We start from the raw sequence: 15,257 nt of genomic DNA on the forward strand, positions 1-15,257 counted from the left end.
GGTTCGCTTAAGATTAGATTAATGTTTTAAGCGGTTATAAGCCCTGTTTTCTTGCTTCAGGCAGTCTGGACTCCAAAAATATATCCGACCAGGGCTGAGGCTGCCATAGCAAAGGTGCCCCAGATGCAGATCCGAAGGACTGCTTTGGGGATATTTGAGCCTCCGGCCTTGGCGGCCAATATTCCTGAAAAAGCCAAAAAGACAATCGAAAAACCGTATTGATAAAAAATCATGTCTTTAAGGGGAGCAAAAATTGCCACCAGCAGCGGAAGAAAACCTCCAATGATAAAAGATACTGCCGATGCAAAGGCGGCAGTCAGGGGATTGGCCTGCGTGATTTCGTTGATCCCCAATTCATCCCTTGCGTGGGCTTCTAGGGCGTCATGAGCCATTAGTTCAGAAGCCACCTGCCTGGCCAATTTTTCATTGAGCCCTCTTTTTATATAAATCTCTGCCAATTCTTCCAGTTCCTCCTGGGGCATATCCCTTAGGGCCATTTTTTCCCTTTCCAGATCAGCGGATTCAACATCAGACTGCGAGCTAACTGATACATATTCGCCTGCTGCCATGGACAGGGCGCCTGCCACCAGGCCTGCCACTGCAGCGAGAAGAATAGGTTCTCGGGTTACACTTGCTGCTGCAACACCGATCGTAAGGCTCGTGGTTGAAAGGATCCCGTCATTTGCCCCAAGGACTGCGGCCCTTAGCCAGCCGCTTCTGTTGATGTAATGAATTTCAGATTCCATAATTTTTATTTAGCAGTTTTACCCAGTCGCGGTCTTCAGATTTTTTTTGAGTACCGCCAAAATTGGTTTTCATCATTTCCCTGATCTGGAATTGAGTTTTATTTCTGGTGCTGTTTTTCCATTCGTTGAAGTCATAGATATGAATCTGCTGCGCATGGGGGTTTACCACAAAAGAGATCCCGGAGATTGAATTTTTGAAATTTTTGATTTCATTCAGGATATTGCGGCTGGGTACAACAATGAGGATGCTTTCCCAGTCAAGGAAATCTTTGGGGATATCTTCTCTGTCCCTGAGTCCCATGGCATCAAATAAAGCAGTTATTTTCTGATTGTTCAAACTGTTGATTTTATTATCTATTTCCATAAGGACTCTCTGCATACGGTCTTTATCAGCAATACTCATTTAAGGCGGCTTGAAATTCATAATAAAATTAGCTTAAATCCTCTTTGGATATGGCGATAAGGCCATTAGAATGATTCTAAATTTAACAGGAAATCGTATTCTTATTCCATATCGTCGCATGTCAGCCTGCAATCAAAGCAAGACTGCAAAGGACCTGAAAGCTTTGCACACAGGGTTGTTAATAACCAAATAAACATGCGGGCTGGTTTGAGAACTGTATTGTCTTTAATTGAATATGACAAGGGAGTGACGCGGCAAGGTCCCGGATTTTTATATGCAGTGCAAGAGAAAAAAGGCTACAATGTATTGATTTTTGCAAAAATTATGATATCTTTAACGCAAGAAATGGTAATTATGAAAATGCATACTTAATTTATGCAGCATCATTTCATTTTATATTCATATGCAATCAACCACTACTAAATTACAGCTTACAGTATATGAGACTATTTTTTATTGCGATGATTTTCTCTTTAAGCTCCTTTTCTTCTTTCCATATTTTAGAGCGGGAAGATGCGCTGGATGAGCTTGAACTGGCAAGGCTCACTGATCATGTCAGTGACATAAAAGCCTTCATTTCCTCAAATCCTAAGTACAACAGCAGAATTGCTTTTCTGGTGGATATGAAGATCAAGTCGGGGAAAAACCGTTTTTTTGTTTACGATCTTGAGCATGGCCAGATTATCGACCAGGGACTGGTGGCCCATGGAAAAGGCTCGGAGACCGGCATTAAAGGAGACATTCTACAGTTCAGCAATATGCCTGAATCCAACTGCACCTCTCTTGGAAGATATTCTGTGGAGAGATCTTATAAAGGCATTTTTGGAAAAGCTTACCGTCTTGCGGGACTGGACCCGACCAACAGCAATGCCATGAAGCGTGCCATTGTGCTGCATTGCTATAAAGAGGTTCCCTCCGAAGAGCAGGGGTATTATATCATCAACAGCCATGGATGCCCTATGGTAAACGAAGCTTTTTTTAAAAGGCTTGAAAAAATCATCGAAAGCTCTCCTACAAAAATTATGCTTTCGGTCTATTATTGATATTGGTCAGCCGCAGCAGCATATTTTTTTTACACCAAATTCTAAAGGGAGTCATGCAGGAGGCCTTCCTATTGCATTATGGACATAATAGCTCTTTACTCAAAAGATAAGAGGCTAATTCAAAAAGGAGACCAGCTTTCGGCCAATCTCCTTTTCAAAAAATGAAAATGAAAACTACTAATTCCAGCCGCCTCCGAGCGCTCTGTAAACATTAACAAATGCGTTCATCTGCTGTTTTTTGGTTTCAATAAGTTCGAATTTGGATTCCAAAGCATCTTTCTGGGTCAATAAAACCTCCATATAATCTGCTCGTGCAGAACTAAACAAATTGTTAGATATCTGAATAGATTCATTTAAGGCCTCAACTTGTTTTGACTTTAAGTCATAGCTTTTTGCCGTATTCTGGATTTTAGACAATTGGTTGGCCACTTCAACATAAGCATTAACCAATGTCCTTTCATAATTGTAAACAGCCTGAATCTGTTTGGCTCCCGCGGTAAGATATTCTGCTTTAATAGCATTTCTGTTAATCAAAGGTGCTACTAAATCACCTGCAATGGAGTACAATAAAGATTCTGGAGAAGTCAGTAAATATTTGGTATTAAAAGCCTCATATCCAATTCCTGCTGAAATGCCTAGCGAAGGATAAAATTTAGCTTTAGCGGCTTTAATATCCAGTTTCGCGGCGATTAATTCCATTTCTGCCTTTTTGATATCTGGACGATTTTCTAAAAGCTGAGAAGGCACTCCCGCATGAACATCAGCTGGAGTTATCGTGCTGAAAGTACTGCTGTTTCTGGCAATTTTTTGAGGAAAACGTCCTAATAAAAAATTGATTTTATTTTCAGTTTCTGTAATCTGCTGCTGAATATCAAACTGAAGGCTTTGGGTGCTTAAAATCTGCGCTTCGAATCTTCGTACAGCCAATTCGTTTACCCTTGCGGCTTCTTTCTGTATTTTCACCACTTTTAAAGCATTCGTTTGGATATCAATGTTTTGTTTGATGATTTCTAATTGATTGTCCAAAGCCAAAAGTTCATAATACGAATCTGCTATTTCGGCAATCAGATTGGTAATTACAAAATTCTTTCCTTCAATAGAACCTAAATAACGGTTTAAAGCGGCTTTTTTTGCATTATGAAGTTTGTTCCAAATATCTATTTCCCAACTTGAAGTCAGTGCAAAATGATAATTAGGAAGCGGATCAGGTGTTTCTTTGCCAGGCATAATATCTGTTGTTGCTTCGCCAGAACCTGTGCTGGTGTATCTTCCAGATTTGGTTAAATCGGCACCAGCGCTAAAACCAACAAAAGGTAAATATTCTCCTTTTCGTGCTTTTACTTCGCTTCTTGCAATTTCGATTTCTTGAAGTGTAATATTTAATTCCTGATTGTTTTTCAATGCAATATCAATCAGATTTTCTAAATTTTCATCTGTAAAATAGCTTCTCCATTTTACTTTTCCTGTATTTAGAGTATCTAAACCATTATCTGCATAGTTTTCTGGTACTGTTTTGTTTTCTGTTTTTTCTACAATAGAAGTTGTTTTACAGCCCGCTATAAAGAGTAATACGCAGGCAAGACCTGCGTATTTTATATTTCTGTTATTCTTCATTTTCCTCCGTTTGATTGTTTATTGAAAAATCATCTACATGATGTATGAAATCATCAGATAATGAACTTTCTTCTTCTCCTTTAATTAGTTTTCGGCCTTGTGCCAATGAACCAAAGATGTAGTATAGTCCAGGAACAATGATTACTCCAAATATGGTTCCGAAAAGCATTCCGCCAAGCGCAGATCCTCCAATAGTTCTGTTACCAATTGCACCTGCTCCAGAAGCAAAAATTAATGGGATCAAACCAGCAATAAAGGCAAATGATGTCATTAATATTGGTCTAAAACGCACCTTTGCACCTTCAATCGCTGCTTCGAGAATTGTGGCGCCCTGCTGATGTTTGAGGACGGCAAATTCGACAATCAATACGGCATTTTTACCGAGCAATCCGACCAGCATAATAAGCCCAATTTGTGCATAAATGTCGTTTTGCAAGCCCATCATCTGCAGAATGACAAAAGAGCCTAAAATTCCAACCGGAATAGAGAGAATTACTGATAGCGGAATAATAAAACTTTCGTACTGTGCCGCCAATACAAAGTAAACGAAAGCCAATACGACTAAAAAGATATAAAGCGATTCATTGCCTCTTCCAGCTTCATCATAAGAAAGACCTTCCCATGCAATATCGTATCCTTTAGGAAGTGTTTTAAGAGCGGTTTCCTGCACTGCTTTAATGGCATCTGCAGTAGTGTATCCTTTTGCAGGCTGACCCTGAATAGCGGCAGAATTATACATGTTGTAACGCGTGATCTCATTAGGGCCCTGCGTTTTTTTGAGTGTCATGAATGCCGAATAAGGCACCATTTCTCCGTGATCATTTTTTACAAAGAGATTCAATACATCTGATGGTAGCCTTCTGAATTTTGGATCAGATTGGACATACAATTTAAAAAACCTTCCAAATTTGATAAATCCCTGTTCGTAGGTGCTTCCGATTAAAATATTTAGGTTTTCCATTGCCTTGCCGATAGAAACGCCTTTTTGCATAGCCAGATCATTATTAATCTCTAGTTCGTATTGCGGATAATTGGCGGCAAAGAAAGTAAACAGACCAGAAAGTTCTTTACGTTTGCCCAGTTCGGCCATAAACTGCTTGTTGATTTTATCAAATTCCTGATAATTGGTGCTGGTTGTTTTGTCTAATAAACGCATAGAAAAACCTCCAGAAGAACCAAATCCAGGAATTGCTGGCGGTTCAAAAAATTCTACAACAGCACCCAGATCTTTAGATTTCTTTTCGAGTTCTTCCATGATTTCTGTTACAGAATGTTTTCTGTCTGACCATGATTTCAAGTTAATCAGACAGGTTCCAGCATTAGAACCACGACCTTCGGTCATGATTTCGTAACCTGCCAGAGAAGAAACCGATTCAACGCCTTCAACCTTTTCGCAGATTTTCTGCAATTTCTGAGCAACCTGATTGGTTCTTTCTAATGTAGCACCTGGCGGCGTTTGTATGATTCCGTAAATGGTTCCCTGATCTTCACTAGGAATAAATCCTGAAGGAAGCACTTTGTTTTCTATAAAAATGAAAGCGCAAAACGCAATCAGGATTCCAAAAGTCAATACTCTTCGGCTTACAATTGTTTTTAGAACAGCAACATAACGGCCTGTAAGCCTTTCAAACCATCTGTTGAAAGCATCAAGCGATTTTGTCAAGATATTTCCTTTTTTCTCTTTTCCATGGTTGTTTTTCAAAAGAATGGCGCAGAGAACAGGAGTAAGGGTCAAAGCTACAATAGCAGAAATGATAATCGAGCTCGACATGGTAACCGAAAACTGTCTGTAGAAAGTTCCCACCGGTCCCGACATAAACGAAACGGGAATAAAAACAGAAACCATAACGGCTGTAATAGCAATAATGGCACCTCCAATTTCGCCCAATACTAATTTAACGGCATGATAAGGCGTAATATGCGGGAATTCTTCAAACTTGGCATGGACGGCCTCGACGACGACAATAGCGTTATCGACTACAATTCCGATTGCTAATACCAATGAAAAGAGAGTAACCAAGTTGATTGACATTCCAAACAGCTGAATAACAAAGAAAGCCCCAATCAACGATACAGGAACCGCTATAATCGGAATTAAAGTAGAACGCCAATCTCCTAAAAATATAAACACAACCAAAGCAACCAAAATGAATGCATCTCTCAAAGTATGAACCACTTGATCAATAGAAGCATCTAAGAATTGCGAAACGTCATAACTGATTTTATAATCCATTCCTGGAGGAAAACTCGCTTTCATTTCTTCCAGTTTTGCTTTTACATCATTGATTACGTCACTTGCATTACTTCCGTAGTTTTGTTTTAATACAATTGCGGCAGAAGGATGGCCATCTAAATTGGAGTAAATATCGAAAAACTCACTTCCTAATTCTACTTTTGCAATGTCTTTTAAGCGAATGCTTTCACCTTCAGAATTGGCGCGTACAATTACATTTTCATATTGTTTAGGTTCGTCGTATCTCCCTTTGTAAGTTAATACGTATTCTAGAGATTGCGCTGCTATACCAGAACTTTGTCCTAATCGACCTGGACGGCCAATGATACTTTGTTCCTGAAGTGCTTGCATAACTTCTTCAACAGAAATTTTATAAGCTCTCATTCTGTCCGGATTCAGCCATACACGCATGGCGTATTTGCGGCTTCCTAAGATCTGTGTTCTCGCAACACCTTTTACACGGCTGATTTCTGGAATCATTTTGACATCGGCATAGTTATAGAGGAATTTCTCATCCATGCTTTTGCTTTTCGAGTAAAGATTGACATACATTAGCATACTTGGCTGTATAGGAGTAATAACAACTCCTTCACGCTGAACCAGTTCAGGTAATAATGGCATTACCTGATCTACCCTTGTTTTAACCCTGATTACGGCTTCATTAGGATCTGTTCCTGGTTCAAATATGATTCTAAGTGTCGCTTCTCCAGCACTCGTGGCATCTGTTGCCATATAACGAACGCCTTGCGTGCCGTTTAGTGAATTCTCTAATGTAATTAAAGTGGATTTTACCAGTACATCGGCACTTGCACCCGGATAAGCGATAAAGATGTTTACGGTCGTGGGCGCAATTTGCGGGAATTGCGATATTGGAAGCTGCTTGATTGAAAGCGTGCCTATAAAGACAATTATAATCGAAATTATAATTGCAAAAACGGGTCTATGTATAAATTTATTAAACATGTGTTCTTTTTTTAGATTCGGTTATTCTGCATAGAGTCCTAAATTTGACAGTACCGACTGAGGTTTTACAACTTCGTAGTTTATCTTTTCATTTTCTTTTACAAGACGAAGTCCCTCTAAAAGTATTTTATCATTAATTGACAAGCCTTCTTTAATTACGAATAGGTGGGGCATTTCGGCAGCAATAACAACTTCTCTGGATTTTACTGCATTGTTTTTGTCAATCACATAGACATATTTTTTATCTAAAACCTCAAATGTGGCTTTCTGAGGGATCAGCATTGCATTTTTCAAATCAATAGGCATCTGAATGCTTCCCGTTTCACCGTGTCTTAATAATCTCTTCGGATTAGGAAAAACAGCTCTGAAAGGAATGTTTCCCGTTTCATTGTCAAAATCGGCTTCAATAGTTTCTACTACACCGGTGTAGGGAAACTTTTTGTTGTTGGCCATTAGAAGATTTACTTTCATTTTGCCGTTTTTCTCTGCTTTTTCTTGATAATCCAGATATTCAGACTCAGGAACATTATAGTAAACCCACATTGAGCTGTTGTCTGCCAATTCTGTCAGCAATTCTCCTTCGTCAACTAGACTTCCCTGACGAACATGAAATTTGTCTATAATGCCGTCAAAAGGAGCTCTGATTTCTGTAAACTGAAGATGAACTTTGCTTAAGGCCAGTTCGGCATCTGCTTTTTCCAGTTTGGCTTTTGCCATTGCCAGTTCGTTTGGAGAAACCACTTTTTCATCGGCTAGTTTTTTGGCATTTTGGTATTCAATTGCGCTGAAACTTACTTCTGCTTTAGATTTTTTCATTTCTGCTTCGTAAAGTGCAGGCATGATTTTAAACAAGAGCTGTCCTTTTTTTACCATTTGTCCTTCGTCAACGTAGATTTTTTCAAGATAGCCGCGCTCTTGGGCTCTTATTTCAATATGTTGGATAGAGTGTATCTGAGATACATAATCTTTTGTAATTGTAGTATCTTTTTCAATCGGACTGGTAACCAGAAATTTGGTTTTTTCCTCTTTTTCTTCTTCTTTTTTTGAATTGCAGCCCGCAAAAACTAAGGCGCATAAAGTCATGATCATGAAAATTCTCTTCATAATTATTTCAGCATTAAAACGTAATTTATTTTTGATTTTTAAGTAAAAAGGCCTTCGGAAATAGACCATAGTAGCTCGTATCCTTCTATTTTCTAAATTAGAACACAGAGGATAGAACAATAAAGGAATCGGCTATTTTGAAATAGCGATAGCAAAAATCAAATTCTGAAAACCTGAAACAGGAGATATACTTTATTATAAAGTAAACTAAAGATTTTGCAGTCATTTACTTTCTGGGTAAAAGCAGTCGCAGAAACGGCAAAATGATTGCTGATGTGAAAAAATGAAAAGTAATTGCTTTTGACAAGCTGTTTTTGCACCGAAGAAAAGTTCTCTTCATTTTCTTCATTATCAAAAAGGCACATTTTCCTTTTAAAGGATTCAAATGAACGTCCACGATTTAAACTGGCTTCATTTTGAGCATTATTAATAACAGTGCAAAAAGAAAACTTTTTAAATAAAACAATGTTATTGTGTGCATAAGTGCTGCCATATCCATTTAAAAGAATGACAATAGAAACGAATAATTTAGTGTACCAATTCTTCATAAGAGCTACAAATTTACTGAAAGGATTCCTTAAAAGCAATGCCTGAGATCTAAAATAAACATAGAAATGCTGATTTCGGATTTTATGCTTCCTTTATTTTGCAGATTGATTTTTTTACTAGCTTCAAGAGATTAAATTTTTATCTTTTGGGTTTTATCTGCTGTATTTCTACTGGGGGAAATTATTCAAAAATCATGGATTTAAGCTGATTTCGGTAGGCTTCCAATGCAGCGCCCTTGTCTATATAGCCGCAATAGAGATCCTCCTTGAGAACCGGAAGATAGGACCTGCTGCTTTTTTCCAGCTTCTGCATTACGGTCTCCATACTGTCATTATAATAAACGATTTCCATCGGGGCGGCCATTAGGTCTTTCGCCCTGATATCGGTATCATTGAATATAAATTCCTTTATATCGCTGAAATAGACCACGCCGAGCAGTTTTTCCCCAGAAGTCACGGCAAACATTCCCTGATCGGAAGCTTTTATCACACTGCGAACCATGTGGATGTCATCCTCAGGAGCAAGCGTTTTGGGATCATTCTGCAGTATGGCGTCCATTTTAAGGGTCCAGAGGATATTGGTGTCCTTGTTGCTGGTAAAGACATTCCCTTTTTTTACCAACCCTTTTACATCCAGGGAATGCTTTTCAAAACGTTTTGAGATTGCAAAGCTTATCGAGGCGACAATCATAAGCGGGATGATCAGATCATATCCGCCTGTGATTTCTGCAATAAGAAATATGGCTGTAAGAGGGGCATGAAAGAGTCCGCTGAGTATTCCCGCCATGCCCACTATGGCAAAATTGCTTACAGGAAGGTCGGTCAGTCCGGTAAGGTTAAGGAATTTAGAAAAAAAATATCCGGCATATGAGCCCAGAAAAAGCGATGGCGCAAAATTTCCTCCGTTGCCTCCGCTGCCAAGGGTAATGCCTGATGCGAAAGCCTTGAGCATCATTGATGCCCCCACAAAAGCCAGAAGCACCCATTGATTGGAGCTGAAGTCCTTGAAGAGGGTATTTTCCAGAAGTTCGCCCGGATTGCGGTCGGCCAGAGATTTGATGCTTTCGTATCCTTCACCAAACAGGACTGGAAATGCAAAAATGAGAAGTCCGAGGACCAGAGCGCCGAAAAGCGCTTTTTTATATGCACCGAGCCTTAGGTTTGCAAAATAGTGCTCGGTTTTGAGAAAATTCCTTGAATAATAGACCGAAAGAAAAGCTGTAAACAGGCCCAGAAGGATATACAGTGGGATGTTGTGGTAATCAAAAGTCTGCTTTTGGCGGAAGCTGAGCAGTATATTTTCGTTAAGCAGGATTGCAGAAACCAGGGCGCCGGTTGCGGCGGCGATCATAATCGGTGTAAAGGCTGCTATGGTCACATCCACCAGAAGCACTTCAACGGCAAACAGCACCCCTGCTATGGGCGCATTAAAAGCAGCGGCGATTCCGGCCGCGACTCCGCAGCCCAGAAGGAGCGTCCTGTCTTTGTAGCTTAATCGGAACTGCTGGGCAAAATTGGAACCGAAAGCGGCTCCTGTAACCACAATTGGGCTTTCAAGCCCGGCCGAGCCTCCAAGCCCCACTGTGAGGGAACTTGTGAGAATCTGCGCATAAAGCTGTTTTTTGGGAACAATACTGGCTTTGCGGGCTACCAGATACAGGATTTGGGAAGTGCCTTTTTCAATGGTCCCTCCAAGGAGCCTTCTGGTGGCCATCACCGTGAGCAGGATCCCTATAACGGGAAGCACTGAGTTGATAAAGCTCAGCTTTAGTATGCTGTTGGCATATGCAGCGGCCTGATAAACCGAATGGGCAAATGATTTTAGGAGTATGACGGCCAAGGCGGAAGTGATCCCGACAAGGACGCTGGCCAGAAATATAAACTGTTTGGGAGACATTTTTTTTCTTCCTACAATAAGAAGGGCCTCAATCTGTAAAAGCTTTTTTTTAAACATGAAAGTGAAAACTGTGTACGCGCGCCCGTGCATTGATTTTAAATGCGGCAATAAGCGCTGCGGGATTATAGGGGCAATTTTTTCAAAGATACGCCACAGCTTTGTTTCAGCATCAGATTTTAACAAACAATTTATTAATAGCACTGCTTTTAGCTTCCATGAGGTATCCAGAGCCGATAATTCCTTATCCTTTACAGAGTTCTGTTTTTCCTTTCTCTATGCGGTTGGGAGCGCCGAATTTAAAGGAATGCTGATTTTCTAAGTTCAAAAAAGGCTATTGGGGGAAAATGCATAATATCAGCTTCTTCCGCCTTATTTCATGGGGATCCAGCTTTCGATCTAAAGTCCCAATATACATGCCGCAACACTGTACCTGCATCCGGTCTTCTCCAGATGGTCTGCAGGGCAATTTCACAATTGTTTTGGATGATATGCATATTTTTTTTAAATTCAAAATACAGAAATTTTATCAAGAAGCAGATTATGGAGAAATTTTCAGGATTTTTCACCCTCCATGAGGATGAAGACGACAAGGGTAAGACCCTTGAGAGTGTCAAGAAAAATATTGATTTCAAAGGCGCCAATCTTTGGATACTGGCCTGTGCGATCATTATTGCCTCTGTGGGGCTTAATGTGAACTCTACAGCGGTGATCATAGGTGCGATGCTGATTTCCCCGCTGATGGGACCGATAGTGGGGGCGGGTTTTGCCCTGGGAATCTATGATTTTTCCCTGCTAAAAAAATCGTTGCGCAACCTGCTTAATGCCACTCTGGTAAGCCTTCTTTTCTCGACGGTCTATTTTTACCTGAGCCCCTTCAAGGAAGTGCAGTCCGAACTGCTTGCACGCACATCTCCCAATATATATGATATACTTATTGCCTTCTTTGGGGGGCTGGTGGGCGTGATTGCCGTCACCAGGACCGAAAAGGGAAATCCCATTCCCGGGGTCGCCATCGCCACGGCCCTCATGCCGCCGCTCTGTACGGCAGGCTACGGCATTGCCACTATGCAGTGGCCTTTTTTCCTAGGCGCTTTCTACCTGTACTGCATAAATTGCGTGTTTATCGGCATATCCACTTTCCTGATTGTAAAATATCTTAAATATCCTGCCAAAGAGGCTGTGGACAAGGGACAGCAGAGAAAAGTCAGAATTTTCATTTCCGTACTCATTACCGTTATGATTATCCCGAGCGCCTATCTTGCCTATACGCTGTATGAGAAGCAGCAGTTCATCAAAAGTGCAGACCTTTTCGCCGATCAGGAGTTCACAGCTAAAGGCTACACGATGGTTTATAAAAAGAGTTCCTATGCTCCAAAGGGGAAAGTGCTGGAGCTGGCTTTCCTTTCCAAGAGATTTACAGATTCCGAAATGGGCCTTCTGAGAAAAAAAATGGGTGAGAACCAGTTTTTGAAGGGTGCCCAACTGATTATCAGGCAAGACAGCACCGACCGTTTCAGTGCGCTGAAGGGCGATATCCTGAGCCAGATCAAAAGCAGTGAGAATGAGCTCAATGCAAAGGATGTGAAGATCATGCAGCTCCAGAAGCAGCTCTCGCGCTATGAGTTCGATAATGCCTCATTTCTGAAGGAAATCCGAATATTGTTTCCCGAAGTAAGTTCCCTGGCCATTGTGCGCCAGCAGGCCGCATTAAAAAACGATTCGCTTGCCGAGGTGACTGCTGTGGCATATGACGCGGCAAAACCAATCAGACAGGCCGATAAGGAGAAGTTCAGGACCTGGCTCAATGAAAGGCTGGGCGTCAAAAACGTGGTGCTCTACCGCCGCGAGAAGTAGCCTTATGGCGCATAGATCAAGGTATGATTGCCTGTGCACGCGTAAAGGATGGCGTAAAAAAGGGCCTTATTTTTGCAAATAAAACCCTTTTTCGAATAAAGCAAAAAAAAGCATTTCAAGCTGCACGGGCCCAAAATAGCCGCTGCATTGAAAATTTGTTATGATTTTTCGGATCTTCTGCCATAGAGATATAAAATGGCATAGCCCAGCGCGCCGGCCAGAAGGGAAGCTGTAAGAACGGCAAATTTTGCCTGCAGCTGTAATTCAGGCTGCTTAAAGGACAAAAGGGCAATAAAGATAGACATGGTAAAGCCGATGCCGCCCAGAATGCCTAGTCCAAGTACATGAGGCCATGATGTCTGGTCGGGCAGTTCTGAAATTTTGAGCTTAACGGCTAACCAGGACATTAAAAAAATCCCGGCGGGCTTGCCGAGAAATAATCCCAGTATGATACCCATCCCGATGCTTCCTGCAAGCCCTTCGATCATTCCGCTCTCAAAAGTGATGCACGTATTGGCAATGGCAAACAGTGGCATTATGAAAAAGTTTACCGGAATGGTAAGGCTGTGCTCAAGTTTTTCCAACGGGGATTCGGTGTCATCCTCATTGGTGGGCAGGGCGAGCGCCGTCAGTACCCCTGCAATGGTGGCGTGGATGCCTGAATGATGCACCAGATACCACATTGCTGCCCCGGGAATGATATAGCAGAATATGTTTTTTACCCCGCATCTGTTAAAAATGATCAGAAGCGACATGATGCCTGCTGCATAGGCAAGGTAGATAAGATGGATTTCGCTGGAATAGAATATTGCGATTACCAGTATGGCGATCAGATCGTCAACGATGGCAAGTGCGGCCAGAAAAATTTTAAGCCCGTTTGGGACTCTGCTGCCCAAAAGGGAAATAATGCCGAGTGCGAAGGCAATATCGGTGGCCATGGGAATTCCCCAGCCTGCGGCCGTCTGCGGATTTGAGGCATTCAGCGAGGCGTAGAGCAGGGCCGGCACAGCAACACCGCCGATAGCTGCAAGCACCGGCAGGGACGCCTGTCTGAAGGAAGAGAGTTCCCCTTCGATGATTTCCCTTTTGATTTCCAGGCCGACCAAAAGGAAAAATACAGCCATAAGACCGTCATTAATCCAGGTAATAAGGGGATATTCCAGATCTATGGCTCCAAAATCCCTGCCAAGTTTCATCTGCAGCAGACCATTAAACGATTCTGCCCACCCGATGTTGGCTATAGTGAGCGATATAGCTACGCAAAGCAGCAGGATGACGCCTCCGGCTGAGGAGGAGGAGAAAAATCGTTTGAAAATATTTAGGTTTATTAGTTTTGTCATATCTGCAAATTTAGCCGGTAAGGGCAGAAAAAACAAATCGGGATTGATTTTTAGAAGAATCCAAAGAGTTTTTCGTTAAGGAAAATGCGGGCAGCAGTCTTATTTTTCCTGTTCTTTTTCATTACTGCTTCTGCTGCGGCCGATCCAGAAAAGCGGGGCAGATGTGCTGGCGGCAAGTCCGGTGCTTTTTTTAAGGATTGTTCCGTCTGCCGGCGCGGTTATTATTTTTACGTTCCTGCCGAAAACATCGGTTATATAGCCTATTTCCTCACCTTTGATAATGCTGCTGCCGGCCTTTGCGCTGCTGTAGAACAAGCCTTCTGCAGGTGAGGCTACAAGCAGCTGGTCATTAAAGAATCTTTTTGGAAGCACTGCCTGCGGAGCCAGTTTATGCTGATACATTTTGAGCTGGGCCAGCATATTATACACAGCATTCATGGCCGGGCCTATTTCAGATCTGGCGGCGGCGGCCTGCTTTGCCGCCGTTATGCTCAGGGCTGGAATGCCAAGGCGCACTGCCTGTCTGGAGATCTGCTTGGAAGGCTGCCCGCAAGGCTGAAGATAAGGCCTGGCAACTACGGTTCCCAAACCGCTGATTTCGCACAGGCGCGAGCACAAGAGGGCCTGCTGGGGAAGTTCACTGTTATGATAGTAGCTGGCATATGATATAAGGTCTTCATTGCTGCCCGCTGATCTGATATCCAGAAGAATATCAGTAGCATCAAAAATATGGGTGGTTATAAAATCGGCTGCAAGCCCATTGACGATGCTTTTTTGGGCTTCTGGAAAATACTGATCCAGATTTAAATCCGTATTCAGGCCGTTATTTTGGCAGGAAGAAAAAAAGGAATCTAGATTCATTATCGGAATTATGATCAGGCTCCCGGCCAGTTTTTCAGGGTTTATCTCGCGGCGCAGTTTTAAAAGTGATTGTACTGCCGATTGTTCTGAGGGCCGCGCTCCTGACACGATGGCAAAGGTCGGTCCCTTAAATCTTCCGCATATCAATGTTGCCGGGAGCCCGGCTTTGATGCTGTCAGAAGTGCCGATGCGGAATATGGTGTCAATTTTTTTGCCCTGATGCTGTTCAAGGTAGAATTTCAGCGATTTTTTTTGAGACGCCGCCGTCTGGCATATAAGCAAGGATATGAAAAGCAAGAATAAATGTTTCATGGAATTTTGAGAGCGGATACGGGTATCCTGATTAATAAATGATTAAAACCAATTAGGCCTGCAGAGATAAAACACGATTAGTTTTGCAATAGGAAACGACTTGAAATGATATCCAGCAGATGTTTAGGAAAAACATTGAATGGTAAACAATTCACGGGATCTAGCGGCCTATGGGGCTAAAAATGGTGAAGATGCAGCGAGTCTTAAAAGATTAAGGAAATTTAGCGAAGTGAAAAGCCGGACCCAAAGGCCGAAAATACGGTACGCTGTTTAAGGGATTTCTAGAAAAGGTGAAATAGGTGAAGCAGGCTGCTGCTGTCCAGCCGGCAGGCTATTTTG

General features: G+C 41.9%; 11 protein-coding genes. 2 read left to right on the plus strand and 9 right to left on the minus strand.

The annotated features are described in order from the left end of the window. Positions 1 to 56 precede the first annotated feature (56 nt). Positions 57 to 746: a VIT1/CCC1 transporter family protein gene (locus OZP10_RS20095; RefSeq protein ID WP_281632460.1), complete on the minus strand. Its 690-nt coding sequence runs from the start codon at positions 744 to 746 to the stop codon at positions 57 to 59. Further along, positions 736 to 1,149, minus strand: a complete 414-nt coding sequence (locus OZP10_RS20100) for a hypothetical protein (RefSeq protein ID WP_281632461.1) — start codon at positions 1,147 to 1,149, stop codon at positions 736 to 738. The genes OZP10_RS20095 and OZP10_RS20100 overlap by 11 nt, the downstream gene beginning before the upstream one ends. 440 nt (positions 1,150 to 1,589) lie before the next feature. Between OZP10_RS20100 and OZP10_RS20105 the strand changes: the two genes are divergently transcribed. Beyond that, positions 1,590 to 2,192 carry a murein L,D-transpeptidase catalytic domain-containing protein gene (locus OZP10_RS20105; RefSeq protein WP_281632462.1) on the plus strand — a complete coding sequence of 201 codons (603 nt, stop codon included), beginning with the start codon at positions 1,590 to 1,592 and terminating at the stop codon, positions 2,190 to 2,192. Between the two features lie 177 nt (positions 2,193 to 2,369). Here the strand turns inward: OZP10_RS20105 and OZP10_RS20110 are convergent, their stop codons facing one another. From OZP10_RS20110 to OZP10_RS20130, 5 genes are all read right to left on the minus strand, one after another. Further along, positions 2,370 to 3,806 (minus strand): TolC family protein, encoded by a 1,437-nt coding sequence (locus OZP10_RS20110; protein WP_281632463.1) that lies wholly within the window; start codon positions 3,804 to 3,806, stop codon positions 2,370 to 2,372. Continuing rightward, the gene (locus tag OZP10_RS20115) at positions 3,796 to 7,002 is read right to left on the minus strand and encodes an efflux RND transporter permease subunit (protein ID WP_281632464.1); all 3,207 of its coding nucleotides are present in this window, start codon (positions 7,000 to 7,002) and stop codon (positions 3,796 to 3,798) included. Before OZP10_RS20115 ends, OZP10_RS20110 begins: the two co-directional genes overlap by 11 nt. Positions 7,003 to 7,023: 21 nt before the next feature. Next, positions 7,024 to 8,106, minus strand: a complete 1,083-nt coding sequence (locus tag OZP10_RS20120) for an efflux RND transporter periplasmic adaptor subunit (protein ID WP_129053238.1) — start codon at positions 8,104 to 8,106, stop codon at positions 7,024 to 7,026. Between the two features lie 158 nt (positions 8,107 to 8,264). Next, the gene (locus tag OZP10_RS20125; RefSeq protein WP_281632465.1) at positions 8,265 to 8,654 is read right to left on the minus strand and encodes a hypothetical protein; all 390 of its coding nucleotides are present in this window, start codon (positions 8,652 to 8,654) and stop codon (positions 8,265 to 8,267) included. A 181-nt stretch (positions 8,655 to 8,835) separates the two neighbouring features. After that, positions 8,836 to 10,608: a chloride channel protein gene (locus OZP10_RS20130; protein ID WP_281634778.1), complete on the minus strand. Its 1,773-nt coding sequence runs from the start codon at positions 10,606 to 10,608 to the stop codon at positions 8,836 to 8,838. A 483-nt stretch (positions 10,609 to 11,091) separates the two neighbouring features. Here OZP10_RS20130 and OZP10_RS20135 point away from each other — a divergent pair, with 483 nt between their 5' ends. Beyond that, positions 11,092 to 12,405: a DUF389 domain-containing protein gene (locus OZP10_RS20135; protein WP_281632466.1), complete on the plus strand. Its 1,314-nt coding sequence runs from the start codon at positions 11,092 to 11,094 to the stop codon at positions 12,403 to 12,405. 158 nt (positions 12,406 to 12,563) lie between these two features. Here OZP10_RS20135 and nhaA read toward each other — a convergent pair whose 3' ends face one another. Continuing rightward, the gene (nhaA, locus tag OZP10_RS20140) at positions 12,564 to 13,745 is read right to left on the minus strand and encodes a Na+/H+ antiporter NhaA (protein WP_129053241.1); all 1,182 of its coding nucleotides are present in this window, start codon (positions 13,743 to 13,745) and stop codon (positions 12,564 to 12,566) included. A 99-nt stretch (positions 13,746 to 13,844) separates the two neighbouring features. Next, the gene (locus OZP10_RS20145; protein ID WP_129053242.1) at positions 13,845 to 14,918 is read right to left on the minus strand and encodes a succinylglutamate desuccinylase/aspartoacylase family protein; all 1,074 of its coding nucleotides are present in this window, start codon (positions 14,916 to 14,918) and stop codon (positions 13,845 to 13,847) included. Between the last annotated feature and the right edge of the window lie 339 nt (positions 14,919 to 15,257).

It is taken from the genome of Flavobacterium luteolum (assembly GCF_027111275.1).
Classification (GTDB): Bacteria; Bacteroidota; Bacteroidia; order Flavobacteriales; family Flavobacteriaceae; genus Flavobacterium; species Flavobacterium luteolum.

Bases quoted from the DNA above. Each gene is read 5' to 3' on its own strand.
- OZP10_RS20095 (WP_281632460.1), bottom strand. From the start codon at position 746: ATGGAATCTGAAATTCATTACATCAACAGAAGCGGCTGGCTAAGGGCC.
- OZP10_RS20100 (WP_281632461.1), bottom strand. From the start codon at position 1,149: ATGAGTATTGCTGATAAAGACCGTATGCAGAGAGTCCTTATGGAAATA.
- OZP10_RS20105 (WP_281632462.1), top strand. From the start codon at position 1,590: ATGAGACTATTTTTTATTGCGATGATTTTCTCTTTAAGCTCCTTTTCT.
- OZP10_RS20110 (WP_281632463.1), bottom strand. From the start codon at position 3,806: ATGAAGAATAACAGAAATATAAAATACGCAGGTCTTGCCTGCGTATTA.
- OZP10_RS20115 (WP_281632464.1), bottom strand. From the start codon at position 7,002: ATGTTTAATAAATTTATACATAGACCCGTTTTTGCAATTATAATTTCG.
- OZP10_RS20120 (WP_129053238.1), bottom strand. From the start codon at position 8,106: ATGAAGAGAATTTTCATGATCATGACTTTATGCGCCTTAGTTTTTGCG.
- OZP10_RS20125 (WP_281632465.1), bottom strand. From the start codon at position 8,654: ATGAAGAATTGGTACACTAAATTATTCGTTTCTATTGTCATTCTTTTA.
- OZP10_RS20130 (WP_281634778.1), bottom strand. From the start codon at position 10,608: ATGTTTAAAAAAAAGCTTTTACAGATTGAGGCCCTTCTTATTGTAGGA.
- OZP10_RS20135 (WP_281632466.1), top strand. From the start codon at position 11,092: ATGGAGAAATTTTCAGGATTTTTCACCCTCCATGAGGATGAAGACGAC.
- nhaA (WP_129053241.1), bottom strand. From the start codon at position 13,745: ATGACAAAACTAATAAACCTAAATATTTTCAAACGATTTTTCTCCTCC.
- OZP10_RS20145 (WP_129053242.1), bottom strand. From the start codon at position 14,918: ATGAAACATTTATTCTTGCTTTTCATATCCTTGCTTATATGCCAGACG.